This window comes from Mitsuokella sp. AF21-1AC, from assembly GCF_003458855.1.
Lineage (GTDB): Bacteria > Bacillota > Negativicutes > Selenomonadales > Selenomonadaceae > Mitsuokella.
In genome coordinates, this window is the sequence record NZ_QRVW01000019.1 from 36,831 (window position 1) to 48,985 (window position 12,155).

Below are 12,155 nucleotides of genomic sequence, written 5' to 3' on the forward strand. Positions count from 1 at the left end.
TTTGCCGTGACGCCTGCCGCAATCGGTCAGACGTGCACTAGAACACCAATTTCTGTCTTCGCCTCTGGATGTTCAGCAGGATGGCGATGGACATGATATTTGTCGTCAGCGAGCTGACGCCGTAACTCATCAGAGGCAGCGGGATACCCGTGACCGGCATGATGCCCATGGTCATGCCGACGTTGACCAGCACGTGGAAGGCCAGCATCGAAGTGATGCCGACGGCCAGCAGGCGGCCAAAGGTATCGCCGGCATCACGGGCTGTCACGATGCCGCGCCAAAGGACCAGCAGGTACAGCAGCAGCAGAAACGTCACGCCGATGAAGCCCAGTTCCTCGCCGACTACGGCAAAGATGAAGTCCGTATGGTTCTCCGGCAGGAAGTTCAGCTGGCTCTGCGTGCCATGGAAGAGGCCCTTGCCAAAGAGCATGCCCGAACCGATGGCGATCTTGGACTGGATGATGTGGTAACCGGAACCAAGCGGATCGACATTCGGATTCATGAAGACCGTCAGACGCATCTTCTGGTAGTCCTTGAGGAAATGCCAGAGAATCGGGCAGGCGGCCACGCCCGCGGCAAAGATGCCGCCCAGCAGGCGCAGGTTGATGCCCGCCGCAAAGACCATACCGAAGAAAATGGCCATGAAGACGAGTGACGTGCCAAGATCCGGCTGCTTGAGGACCAGCAGGAACGGGATGCCCACGTAAATGGCCACGGGCAGGAGATCGCGCAGCGTATTGAGTTTTCCGACCTTGTCGTCGAGCATCGTCGCCAGCGAGATGATCATGATGAGCTTGGAGAACTCCGACGGCTGTATGCTGATTGGGCCGATCATAATCCAGCGCTGTGCGCCGAGAGCCGACTGGCCGACGAGCATAACGGCAACCAGCAGGATCAGGTTGAACACGTAAAGCTTGTTGCCGTAACCTTGCAGGACCTTGTAGTCAAAATTCATGAGAAAAGCCGCCAGAGCCACATTGACCAGGGCAAAGATGCCCTGCCGCTGCACAAACCAGTAACGTTCCTCACTTGGTGTATTGATATGCGTCGCACTGCCGATGATGACCAGGCTCATGATGATGATGCCTGCCGTGGCAGCGATGAGAATGAAATCGGTACGACGCCAATAGCGTTTCTTCATCATTTATGCTGCACTCACTTCTTGCCCGCATCATGCTTCATGCGGTTTACCGGGATATTGGCCACGAGGGCAACAGAGTCCTCATCGTTCTCGAGGGCGATATCCATATCCTGCTGATTGATCTCCATGTAATTCGAGATCACCTGAATGATGTCATTCTTGAGATTTTCCATGACTTCCGGAGAAATATTGGCGCGGTCGTGGATCAGGACGACCTTGAGGCGGTCATGCGCAATGCGGCCCGATTTCTCCTTCTTGCCAAAGATCTTCTGCATCAAGTTGTCAAGCATGCCTGTCTCTCCTCCTTAATCTCCGAATACACGGCGCTTGAGGCGCTGGAAGAACGTTTCCTTCGGGAATTCCATAAACGGAATTTCCTCGCCGCAGATGCGGCCCACGATATTGCGGTAGGCCTGGCCTGCCTGGGAATTTTCCATCGTGATGCAGGGCTCGCCCTTGTTCGTGCTCGTGACGACCATCTCGTCGTCCGGCACCTGGCCGATGCAGTCGATGGACAGGATGTCGTTGATGTCATTCATGTCAAGCATGTCGCCGCTCTCGACCATCTGCGGGCGAATGCGGTTGACGATGAGCTTGATGTCTTCCTTTTCTGCACGCGCGAGCTCACCGATGATCTTGTCAGCATCGCGCACGGCCGAGATTTCCGGCATGGTCACGACGATGGCCGTATCGGCGGCGGCAATGGCCGTCTTGAAGCCCTGCTCAATGCCAGCCGGGCAGTCGATGAGGATGTAGTCAAACTCCTTGCGCAAATCCTCGCAGAGCTTCACGAGCTGCTCTGGATTGACGCTCGTCTTGTCCTTGACCTGCGAAGTCGGCAGGAGGAAGAGCGTCTCATACTTCTTGTGGCGCACAAGGGCTTTCTTGTAATTCACGCGGCCCTCGGCCACATCGATGAGGTCGTACATGATGCGGTTCTCGAGGCCCAGCAGCAGGTCGAGGTTCCGGAGGCCCGTATCCGTATCGACGAGAACAACCTTCTTGCCACGCATGGCAAGGCCAACGCCGAGATTTGCCGTGGTCGTCGTCTTGCCGACGCCTCCCTTGCCCGAAGTGATTACATAAATTTTGCTCATACCCCTTGTCCTACCTTTCTATCGGTTCGATAACAATCTGGCCATCCTTGATGGAAGCGCGCTCCGCGCGCTCAGTCATCTCCATGTGATCGGGCGATCTGGCGATGAGATTCGCAATGCGGATCTGTGTCGGCATCAGGTGATCGGCGATGATAAAGGAACTCGTATCTCCCGCCGCACCGGCATGCACGAGACCGCGGCAGGTGCCGCGGATGTCAATGCTGCCGCCCGCAATGATCTGCGCGCCCGGATTCACATTGCCGCAGACAAGCACCGAGCTGTCCGTGCGGATCTCCTGTCCACCGCGCAGCGTGCGGTTGACGACCACCATCTCCTGTACCTGTTCCGCCGCCTGTTTGGAAGCTGCGGCCTTGCGGGCAGCTGCCGGCTTCTTCGCAGCCGGTGCCTGCTGCTCTTCCTGCGGAACTGCAGTCCGGCAAATCAGGCCATGTGCATGGAACAGCTTCTGGAGCTTTTCGAGTTCCTCGTGCAGAAAACGCTCACGCGGCACCAGCACCAGGGTGCCGCGCAGGAAAAAACCGGAACCGGACTCGAGCTTTTCCTCGATATGTGCCCGGATATCCTCAAATGATGCATCCTCTGCAAAACTCAGCTGCAGTCCCCGTTTTCCGCCTTTGATCTTCACAATCTCATCTTGCATGACGATTCGACGACTCCCCTCTCCCTTACCTCAAGGATCTTCTCTGCTTATTTCTTTTCATCGCCGTTGTCCTGGTTGAAACCGAATGCAGCCTCGAGAATCTTGCGGCCAATCGGTACAGCCGACTGGGATCCGTAACCGCCATTCTCGACGATGACGGCGACGACGATATTCGGATTGTCAAACGGGCCATATGCCACGAACCAGCCGTGGTCGCGGCCCTGCGAGTTCTCAGCCGTACCGGTCTTGCCGGCGATATCGACGGTAAATCCGCGGAAGCTCGAAGCGGCCGTACCGTACTTCGTGACATCGTGCAGGCCATCCTGCACCAGCTTGATATCTTCTTCCGGCACGTCGAGTTGCGACAGCAGCTCTGGCTGGAACTCCTTGACGACACTGCCGTCTGGTGCCAGAATGCGGTTGACGACATGCGGCTTATAGCGCTTGCCGTCGGCTGCAATCTCGCCCATGACCATCGCGGCCTGCAATGGTGTCACAAGGTTGAAGCCCTGGCCGATGGCCGCATCGAACGTCTCGGACAGATACCACTCACCGTCATCGAAGTTCTTTTCCTTATATCGGCGGTTGGCGACAAGACCCGTGGCCTCATAGGGAAGATCGATGCCCGTCTTCTGGCCGAGCCCGAACATGCGCGCGTACTTCTCGAGGCGGTCGATGCCGAGGCGGTTGCCCATTTCATAGAAATAAACGTTATCGGAGTGTGCAAGAGCCGTGCGGAAATTCAGCCAGCCGAGCGCTTCGCCGTCGGCGTTGCCCTTCGGGATGATCCAGTGGTGACCCGAGTCAAAAATCTGTTCATCCGGCGTCACGACGCCCTCGGTCAGAGCCGCTGTGCCCGTGACGATCTTGAATGTGGACCCTGGCGGATATTCGCCCGTGATGGTCTTGTTGTCCATCGGATGGTACGGATTGTTGTTGAGCTGATTCCAGTCCTTCGACGAGATGCCGTGTGCAAAGAGATTTGGATCAAAGGCCGGACGGCTGACCATCGCGAGGATCTCGCCAGTCTGCGGGTTCATAACGACAGCAGCCGCCGCATGAGCGCCGATCTGCGTCAGCTGATCGTCGACAGCCTTCTCCGCAGCCTGCTGCAGTTTGATGTCAATCGTAAGCTCGAGATCATCACCCGGCACAGGCTCCTTGCGGCCAAGGATCTGCACGGGTTTGCCCGAAACGTCGACCTCGACCTGCTGGCCGCCGTTCTCGCCGCGCAGCTCCTTGTCGTAGACCTTTTCGAGGCCGAACTTGCCGATGATATCGCCGGATTTATATCCCTGGTCCTTCATCTTCTCAAGCTCGGTGTCATTGATCTCACTGACGTAGCCGAAGGTATGCGCCCCCTCCTGCTTGAGAATATAGTCGCGGATTGGCGTGACCTCGATGACGACGCCGGGGTACGAGCTCTTCTGTTCCTCGATGATCGAAACGATATCCGGCGTGACATCCGTCTTGATGCGGATGGGATCAAAGCCGCTGTGTCCGGCTATCTTCTTCTTGATATCCTCGGCCGGTACCTTGAGCAGGCTGGAAAGGCGCTCAATGACATCATCCGAGATTGGTGCCGTCAGCGGCAGCAGCGACACGGAAAAACCCGGACGATTCGTGACGAGGAGTTCGCCATTGCGGTCGTAGAAGGTGCCGCGCGGTGCCATGGCCGGCACGATACGGATGCGGTTGCCGTCGGCAAGGCCCGCATAATACTCACCCTGATAGATCTGCAGGTAGGCGGCTCGTCCGATAAGCACGGCGATGACCAGGACCGACACGATCATCAGAGTCCTCAATCTGCTGTTGAAATCGTCTTTATCACCCAAAATAGTACCTCTTCCATAACGAAAGGCACCCCGCAAGGTGCCTTAATCATTGCCAAAAACCGTTGCCGCCCGCAAGGGCCGCCATCACGCCTTTTTCCGGTATCGCTTGTCAAGCTCATAGGCCAGACGATGGACCGGATAAGCAAAGGCCAGCTGATAAGCGAGCATCGGCAGCAAGGTATACTGCAGATGTGCCATCAGATTAAAGCGATACCCTAATAATAGCATAAGTAACGCCAAAATAAAATAGTTCGCGAGCGTCACAAAAATCGATGCGAATACCGGCAGAAAAAACTGCTCTTTAAAGACCTGATCGGAGAACTTGCCTATGAGATAACCGAGCAGGAGGCGCGTAAACGCATTCATGCCGAGAAACGTACCACTTGCCAGATCCTGCAGCAGGCCGACAGAGAAACCGGCCAGCGCGCCAAAGCGCGAGCCCTTGAGAAACGCCGTCGACGTCACGAACAGCAGCATGAAATCTGCCGTCACGCCATGGTAAGCGATGCGTGGCATCAGAGAGGTCTGAAGCGCATAAAGAACGATGACGAGCAGCGCCGTCATGCCAAACTTCTTCATTGTGCCGTTCCCTCCCCGGCTGCCGTACTGCTGCTGTCTGCGGACGCATCCGCCGCCGTATCCGAACTGCTGTCATCGCTGCCTTCCGCAGCCGCCTGCGCAGCTGCGGCCTGTGCTGCCGGATCCGTTTCTGTTCCCGGCGTCTGCGGCGGCGTCTTCAGCGGTGCCGGCGGTGCTTCACGCGAAGCCGTGATGACCATGACATCTTCCAGGCGCTGGAAGTCGACGGCCGGCTCCAGGATGGCAATCTTCAGCAGACCGCCCTCATCGTTGCGCATCTCCGAGACCGTGCCCACCATGAGCCCTTTCGGATAAACACCGCCGAAGCCGGACGTGACGATGATATCGCCTTCGTCCACATCAGCCGTCTTCGGGATGTTGACCATGCGCGGCATCGTCGGATTGTTCATATCGCCTTCCACGATGCCGGCCACGCGCGAATCCGCGCGCTGCACGAGCGTGCCGACCGACGAACGCGGGTCGAGGATCAGCTCGACCTTCGAGGAGGTCGGTCCGGCCTCGATGATGTGACCGACAAGGCCCTTATCCGTCACGACAGCCATGTCGACATCAACGCCGTCGCGCGTGCCGCGGTTGATCTCGATGACACTCGACCAGGTTGCCGATTCACGGCCGATGACCCTGGCAGCCACGAGGTCAAACTGCGTCGCCGACTGCTTGTAGCCGAGCAAAGCCCGCAGGCGCTGGTTCTCCGCATCGTATTCACTGGCGTGAAGATTCTGGATGCGCAGCTGCTCGACCTCATTGCGCAGCATCTTGTTCTGCTGGTGCACGGTGACAATCTCCCAGATGTTGCTCGTCACATAATTGAGCTGGCTTCCCACCCAGGAGATGGCACTCTGGAAAGGCGTCACAATGACGGAGACTGCCTGATTGAGCACGGGGGCCTGGAACCTGCCGCGTGCCGAAAAGAAGATAATGCAGAACAGGCTGATGAGGACAACGATCAGGATGCCGATTTTCTTGCCCGTGCCTCTGTTTTTCCGATACTTGCCACTCATTGTCTCAGCTTCTTCGAAGTCATGACCACGCGTTTCAGGAGCTCGATGTTCTCGAGCGATTTGCCCGTACCTTCACCGACGCAGGACAAAGCATCCTCGGCCACGAGGACCGGCATGCCCGTCTCATGGGCCAGCAGCTGGTCGAGGTTCGTCAGCAGCGCACCGCCGCCCGTCATCATGATGCCATGGTCCATGACATCAGCAGCGAGCTCCGGCGGCGTCTTCTCGAGCGTGGCCTTGACCGCATCGACAATCTTGTAGATTGGCTCGCTCAGGGCCTCGCGGATCTCCTTTGCCTGGATCGTCAGCGTTTTCGGCAGGCCGCTGACGAGATCGCGGCCGCGGATTTCCATGGAAACGTCCGTCTCCGGCGTCACGATGGCCGTGCCGATGTTGATCTTGATCTCCTCAGCCGTGCGCTCGCCGATCATGAGGTTGTACATGCGCTTGATATACTGGACGATGGCAGAATCCATCTCATCGCCGCCGATGCGGATGGAGCGGCTCGTCACGATGCCGCCGAGCGAAATGACAGCAATCTCCGTCGTACCGCCGCCGATATCCACGACCATGTTGCCCGTTGCCTCCTCGACAGGGAGTCCGGCACCAATGGCTGCTGCCATCGGCTCCTCGATGAGATACGCCTCGCGCGCACCAGCCTGCTGGGCAGCATCGATGACCGCGCGCTTCTCTACTTCCGTGACACCTGAAGGAACACCGACCACGACGCGGGGACGGACAAAGGACTTCGTATCCATGGCCTTGCGGATAAAATATTTAAGCATGGCCTGCGTGACATCGAAATCGGCAATGACGCCGTCCTTCATCGGACGGATGGCAACGATATTGCCAGGCGTGCGGCCAATCATCTGTTTGGCCTCTTCACCAACGGCCAAGACATCCCCCGTATCACTCTTTATGGCGACAACAGAAGGCTCACGCAGGACAATCCCCCTGCCTTTCACATGGACGAGCGTATTGGCCGTGCCAAGGTCAATACCCATATCGTGAGATAAACCACCAAAAAGACTCCACATTGTACTGATAAACTCCCTTCAGATTTCCTATCGAAACAATACATACTATTGTAACACATCTCATAGATGAATGTAATGGGAAAGACCTGGAATTGTCAAGAATTATTTAAGAAAGCATGCCTTTTTCTTTTAAACTCAGGAACCGGTCATCCCCCAGGATGATGTGGTCGAGGACCGGGATATCCATGATGCGTCCGGCCTTGACGAGACGGTTCGTCACGGCCAGGTCTTCCCGGCTCGGGCTCGGATCGCCGCTCGGGTGATTGTGCACGAGGATCATCGCCGCAGCCGCGTAGCGGATGGCCATCTGGAACACCTCGCGCGGATGCACGATGGAGGCCGACAGGCTGCCGACCGATACATCCCGCAGGCCAAGCACATGATTCTTCGTGTTGAGCAGCAGGACGGCGAAATGCTCCTTTCGCTCATAACGCAGATGCGGCATCGCCACACGGGCCGCGTCCTCCGGGCCATGGATGGCCTCCACCTGACGGGCCGCGCGCGTGGCCAGCCGCCGTCCCAGCTCCACGGCGGCCAAGATGGTCGCCGCCTTGGCAAGGCCGATGCCCTTGACCTCCGTCAGCTCCTGCGGCGACATGTGGACGATGGCCGGCAGCCCGAGGTCCTGGTATTTCGCCAGGACACCTTCAGCCAGATGCAGGACGGACGCTTCCTGCGTGCCCGTCCGCAGCAGGATGGCCAGGAGCTCCGCATTGCTCAGGGCCGAGGCACCGTAAGCCAGCAGTTTCTCACGCGGGCGTTCCTCCCGCGGTAGGTCTTTCACCATGATGGTCATAGAGATCGATACCTGCCTTTCTGGCCAGCCGGCAGACATCAAAGAGAGGCAGTCCGACGACATTGGAGAAGGAACCTTCGATCGACTCGATGAACGCCGCCGCCCGGCCCTGCACGGCATAGGCCCCGGCCTTGTCCATCGGCTCGCCCGTCCGGATGTACGCATCGATGTCCGCATCGCTCAGCGTGCCGAAGAAGACACGGGTCGTCACGACTTCCGTGAGGACGTCGCTGCCATTCACCCAGGCAAAGCCCGTCGCTACCTCGTGCTCGCGCCCCGACAGCGTGCGCAGCATGTCTCTTGCCTCCGCTTCATTCTGCGGCTTGCCGAATACCCGGCCGTCCAGGAAGACCACCGTGTCAGCACCGAGCACCGGCAGCCCCGGATGCTCATGTGCCACGGCCTCAGCCTTGCGGACGGCGTTTTCCTTCACCAGTTCCCCGGGCGGCAGCGAAGCGCCGGAAAGCTCTTCGGCCTCGCTCACCACCACCTCAAAACTGGCGCCGATCTGCTGCAGGAGTTCCCTGCGGCGAGGAGAACCAGATGCCAAGATAAACAATGTAATCCTTCCCTTCCTCAACTTCAGCAATATTTCCGATACAGGACGACGGCCACGATGATGCCGAGCATGCTCATGATATTGGGCGTGAACGACAGGGCCAGCGTCAGGCGAATGACATAGAGGTCAATCGTCACGGGTGATTCCATAGCAAAAATCGGGAAGGATGCCGTAAGAGACGGCATGACGCCAGACAAAGCCGAAACGCTTTTCAAAAGCTCTCCGAGCATGCCGCCGAGGACTGCACCAATTACGACGAAAAGGATACACATGCCGTATCCACGCCCACCAAACCTAGACAAATAGAACCCCTCCAAACATATCATACTGTATCATTATATTCTTGTCACGCCTGTAAAATCCTGCCAATACGGCAAAAACTTATCACAATCCGCCACTCCCTGTCATTCCCTGCCATTTTCGCCATTCCCCGTCATATTCGAGGATGGAAAAAGGCCTGCATGATGCAGGCCTCAAGGGCACGTTTCTCAGATAAGATAACGCAGATAAACGTAAATGGTCGAGAGGACGATTGTCAGGATCATGATGGGGAAACTGATCTTGAAGTAATTCAGGAACGAGATCTTGATGCCCCGGTCAGCTGCCATGCCGGCCACGATGAGATTGGCCGATGCACCGACCAGCGTGCCGTTGCCGCCCAGGCAGGCGCCAAGCGAAAGGCTCCACCATACAGGTTCGAGGTTATCAACACCCATTGCCCCCATGTTCTGGATCAGGGGAATCATCGTCGCCACGAACGGGATGTTGTCGAGGACGGATGAAACGAGTGCCGAGAGCCAGAGCACGAGCAGCGAGGTCTTCGTCACATCGCCTTCGGTCAGCGCCACAGCCTGCGTCGCGAGATCACGGATGATGCCCGTCTCGCTGAGGCCGCCGACCGCCACGAAGAGTCCGACGAAGAAGAAGATCGTCGCCCATTCCACCTTGCGCATCGAGAAGTCCACATCGTGCTGGCTGCCGCCGGCGAGCAGCAGCAGCAGGAACGCGCCGAACAGGGCGACGACCGACGATTCGATATGCGTAAAGGAATGCGTGAAGAAGCCCAGGATGGTCAGGCCGAGCACGAAGAGCGAGCGCGCCAGGAGCTTCCTGTCCTTCAGCGATTTTTTCTCATCCATCTGCATGATCTCAGCCTGGAGTTCCGGCTTCGTGACCATCTGCTTGCGGTAGAGCACATCCATGACCAGCAGGACGGCGATCATGCAGACGATGACAATCGGCGTGAGGTTCTCAATGAACGCCACGAATGTCAATTCTTTGACAGCACTGCCGATCATGATGTTCGGCGGGTCGCCGATGAGCGTGGCCGTACCGCCGACATTTGAGGCCAGAATCTGCGTGAGCAGGAACGGAACAACGGGGATGTGGAGCTTGCTCGTAATGGCAAAGGTGACCGGCACCATCAGGAGCACCGTCGTCACATTGTCCAGGAAGGCCGAGAAAATCGCCGTGATGAAGCCGAGATAGATGAGCAGGCGGCGCGGCTTGGCTTTGGCCGCCTTGGCCGTCTTGATGGCCACGTAGTCAAAGAGTCCCGTCTTGGCCGTGATGCTCACGAGGATCATCATGCCGATGAGCAGTCCGAGTGTGTTGAAATCAATATGGTGCAGGGCCGTTTCCACCGGCATGATGCCGACGATGATCATGAGGATGGCACCGAGCATGGCGACAATCGTGCGATGAACCTTTTCTGAGACGATCAGCACGTACATCAGCACAAAGATAATGGCTGCTAAAGTTCCCATTCCGAAAAAATTCCTCCTTTGATGGCAAATGACATAAACTTTTCTTCCCCGCATCTGCAAAAATAGACGGAGCCCATGGTTGAACAGACTCCGCCTAAAATTTACCTATGCAATTCTCTTATACCATCATACCATAAAGTCATACTTCATAGCAAGAAAAAGATCCGGCACATACAAAAAAGCCCCGGCTGCGCCGGAGCTGTCGTATACATGGTGCGTCTGGCAAGATTCGAACCCGCGACCCACGGCTTAGAAGGCCGTTGCTCTATCCAGCTGAGCTACAGACGCACAATAGATGGTCGGGATGACAGGATTCGAACCTGCGACATCCTGCTCCCAAAGCAGGCGCGCTACCAAACTGCGCTACATCCCGTTAAGTACCTTACTATTATAACGGGTTCTCATTCGCTTGTCAACGCTTCTATTGGGAAAAGACTGGCATCTTTGCTGCCGTATTTGTCCTTTCCTTATCATATGGCGGGCAGGTCAAAAGCATCTTGTTGACAACGTTACACATGAATGGTAAGGTTAGCAGTAACAGCCCCTGACTTTGAACAGGCAGGAAGAATGGAGGCACAGTATGATTAAAGAAGCGATTGAAAAAATTGTCAGCAAGGAAGACCTCAGCTATGATGAGGCGTATACCGTCATGAACGAAATCATGAATGGCCAGACGACGCAGGTGCAGAATGCCGCCTACCTGGCTGCCCTCTCGACAAAGAGCACCAAGGCGGAGACCATAGACGAGATTTCGGGTTCGGCCATGGCGATGCGCGACCACGCCCTAAAAGTCGAGCACGATATGGATGTGCTCGACATCGTCGGCACCGGCGGCGACCATGCACACAGCATCAACATCTCGACGACAGCCGCCATGATCATCGCCGCGGCCGGCGTCAAGGTCGCCAAGCACGGCAACCGTGCCGCCTCCTCCAAATGCGGCGCCGCCGACTGCCTCGAAGCACTCGGTGTCAACCTCGACCAGCCACCTGCCAAGGTAGTCGAAGAGCTCGATAAAATCGGCATCTGCTTCATGTTCGCTCAGAAATACCACGCATCCATGAAGTACGTCGGTGCCATCCGCAAGGAACTCGGCATACGCACGGTCTTCAACATCCTGGGTCCCCTGACTAACCCGGCCCATCCGACGCGCATGGTGCTCGGCGTTTACGATGAATACCTGCTCGAGCCGCTGGCCAAGGTTCTCTTGAACCTCGGCGTCAAGAACGGCATGGTCATCTACGGCCAGGACTGCCTCGATGAACTCTCTTTGAGTGCACCGACGAGCATCTGCGAGTTCCGCGACGGCTGGTACCGTCGCTACACGATCAAGCCGGAGGACTTCGGCTTTAAGCGCTGCACCAAGGATGATATCAGGGGCGGCGACCCCGCTGAGAATGCACAGGTCACGCTCGATATCCTCAAGGGCGCCCAAAGCCCCAAGACCGACATCGTCCTGCTCAATGCCGGCGCCGCTATCTACGTCGGCGGCAAAGCCCGGGACATCGCCGAAGGCATCGAGATTGCCCGCCAGATGATTGCATCCGGCGCCGCCCTGCAGAAGCTCGAAGAATTCAAGCAGCTCTCGCATGAGGCCTGACCACATACGAAAGCCGGATATACAATCAAAACCACCAGTTAAACTGGTGGTTTGCTCTGGCC

13 protein-coding genes and 2 tRNA genes are annotated in these 12,155 nt (G+C 57.1%); 1 reads left to right on the top strand and 14 read right to left on the bottom strand.

From position 1 onward, the window contains the following. Positions 1–37: 37 nt before the first annotated feature. The 14 genes from rodA to DWX75_RS08085 all read right to left on the bottom strand — a co-directional run bounded on the left by rodA (position 38) and on the right by DWX75_RS08085 (position 10,866). Positions 38–1,141, bottom strand: a complete 1,104-nt coding sequence (gene rodA, locus DWX75_RS08020; RefSeq protein ID WP_369974344.1) for a rod shape-determining protein RodA — start codon at positions 1,139–1,141, stop codon at positions 38–40. Between the two features lie 14 nt (positions 1,142–1,155). After that, positions 1,156–1,431, bottom strand: coding sequence for a cell division topological specificity factor MinE (gene minE, locus DWX75_RS08025; protein WP_118015816.1), 276 nt, complete (start codon positions 1,429–1,431; stop codon positions 1,156–1,158). Between the two features lie 15 nt (positions 1,432–1,446). After that, on the bottom strand, positions 1,447–2,238 hold the full coding sequence (gene minD, locus DWX75_RS08030; protein ID WP_118015817.1) for a septum site-determining protein MinD: 792 nt from the start codon (positions 2,236–2,238) through the stop codon (positions 1,447–1,449). 10 nt (positions 2,239–2,248) lie between these two features. Continuing rightward, on the bottom strand, positions 2,249–2,899 hold the full coding sequence (gene minC, locus DWX75_RS08035) for a septum site-determining protein MinC (protein WP_118015818.1): 651 nt from the start codon (positions 2,897–2,899) through the stop codon (positions 2,249–2,251). A 47-nt stretch (positions 2,900–2,946) separates the two neighbouring features. Then, entirely contained in the window at positions 2,947–4,734 is a 1,788-nt protein-coding gene (gene mrdA, locus DWX75_RS08040; RefSeq protein WP_118015819.1) for a penicillin-binding protein 2, read from the bottom strand. An 84-nt stretch (positions 4,735–4,818) separates the two neighbouring features. Then, positions 4,819–5,313 (bottom strand): rod shape-determining protein MreD, encoded by a 495-nt coding sequence (gene mreD / locus DWX75_RS08045; RefSeq protein WP_118015820.1) that lies wholly within the window; start codon positions 5,311–5,313, stop codon positions 4,819–4,821. Next, positions 5,310–6,335, bottom strand: a complete 1,026-nt coding sequence (mreC, locus tag DWX75_RS08050; RefSeq protein WP_118015821.1) for a rod shape-determining protein MreC — start codon at positions 6,333–6,335, stop codon at positions 5,310–5,312. Before mreC ends, mreD begins: the two co-directional genes overlap by 4 nt. Continuing rightward, the gene (locus tag DWX75_RS08055; protein ID WP_118015822.1) at positions 6,332–7,372 is read right to left on the bottom strand and encodes a rod shape-determining protein; all 1,041 of its coding nucleotides are present in this window, start codon (positions 7,370–7,372) and stop codon (positions 6,332–6,334) included. Before DWX75_RS08055 ends, mreC begins: the two co-directional genes overlap by 4 nt. A gap of 106 nt (positions 7,373–7,478) precedes the next feature. Next, positions 7,479–8,168 carry a DNA repair protein RadC gene (gene radC / locus DWX75_RS08060; protein WP_118015823.1) on the bottom strand — a complete coding sequence of 230 codons (690 nt, stop codon included), beginning with the start codon at positions 8,166–8,168 and terminating at the stop codon, positions 7,479–7,481. After that, positions 8,122–8,727, bottom strand: coding sequence for a nucleoside triphosphate pyrophosphatase (locus DWX75_RS08065; RefSeq protein WP_118015824.1), 606 nt, complete (start codon positions 8,725–8,727; stop codon positions 8,122–8,124). Before DWX75_RS08065 ends, radC begins: the two co-directional genes overlap by 47 nt. A 23-nt stretch (positions 8,728–8,750) precedes the next feature. After that, positions 8,751–9,029 (bottom strand): DUF4321 domain-containing protein, encoded by a 279-nt coding sequence (locus DWX75_RS08070; RefSeq protein ID WP_233519525.1) that lies wholly within the window; start codon positions 9,027–9,029, stop codon positions 8,751–8,753. Between the two features lie 186 nt (positions 9,030–9,215). Then, complete coding sequence (locus DWX75_RS08075; protein WP_118015826.1) at positions 9,216–10,493, bottom strand: sodium:proton antiporter; 1,278 nt, start codon at positions 10,491–10,493, stop codon at positions 9,216–9,218. A gap of 211 nt (positions 10,494–10,704) precedes the next feature. After that, a tRNA-Arg gene (locus DWX75_RS08080) sits at positions 10,705–10,781 on the bottom strand. Between the two features lie 8 nt (positions 10,782–10,789). After that, positions 10,790–10,866 (bottom strand) — tRNA-Pro (locus DWX75_RS08085). A gap of 207 nt (positions 10,867–11,073) precedes the next feature. On the opposite strand from DWX75_RS08085, the gene trpD reads away from it, so the two are divergent. Beyond that, positions 11,074–12,093: an anthranilate phosphoribosyltransferase gene (trpD, locus tag DWX75_RS08090; RefSeq protein WP_118015827.1), complete on the top strand. Its 1,020-nt coding sequence runs from the start codon at positions 11,074–11,076 to the stop codon at positions 12,091–12,093. Positions 12,094–12,155: the final 62 nt, after the last annotated feature.

What these genes read in the sequence shown, in the direction of transcription:
- rodA (WP_369974344.1), bottom strand. Translation starts at nt 1,141, where the DNA reads ATGAAGAAACGCTATTGGCGTCGTACCGATTTCATTCTCATCGCTGCC.
- minE (WP_118015816.1), bottom strand. Translation starts at nt 1,431, where the DNA reads ATGCTTGACAACTTGATGCAGAAGATCTTTGGCAAGAAGGAGAAATCG.
- minD (WP_118015817.1), bottom strand. Translation starts at nt 2,238, where the DNA reads ATGAGCAAAATTTATGTAATCACTTCGGGCAAGGGAGGCGTCGGCAAG.
- minC (WP_118015818.1), bottom strand. Translation starts at nt 2,899, where the DNA reads ATGCAAGATGAGATTGTGAAGATCAAAGGCGGAAAACGGGGACTGCAG.
- mreD (WP_118015820.1), bottom strand. Translation starts at nt 5,313, where the DNA reads ATGAAGAAGTTTGGCATGACGGCGCTGCTCGTCATCGTTCTTTATGCG.
- mreC (WP_118015821.1), bottom strand. Translation starts at nt 6,335, where the DNA reads ATGAGTGGCAAGTATCGGAAAAACAGAGGCACGGGCAAGAAAATCGGC.
- DWX75_RS08055 (WP_118015822.1), bottom strand. Translation starts at nt 7,372, where the DNA reads ATGTGGAGTCTTTTTGGTGGTTTATCTCACGATATGGGTATTGACCTT.
- radC (WP_118015823.1), bottom strand. Translation starts at nt 8,168, where the DNA reads ATGACCATCATGGTGAAAGACCTACCGCGGGAGGAACGCCCGCGTGAG.
- DWX75_RS08075 (WP_118015826.1), bottom strand. Translation starts at nt 10,493, where the DNA reads ATGGGAACTTTAGCAGCCATTATCTTTGTGCTGATGTACGTGCTGATC.
- trpD (WP_118015827.1), top strand. Translation starts at nt 11,074, where the DNA reads ATGATTAAAGAAGCGATTGAAAAAATTGTCAGCAAGGAAGACCTCAGC.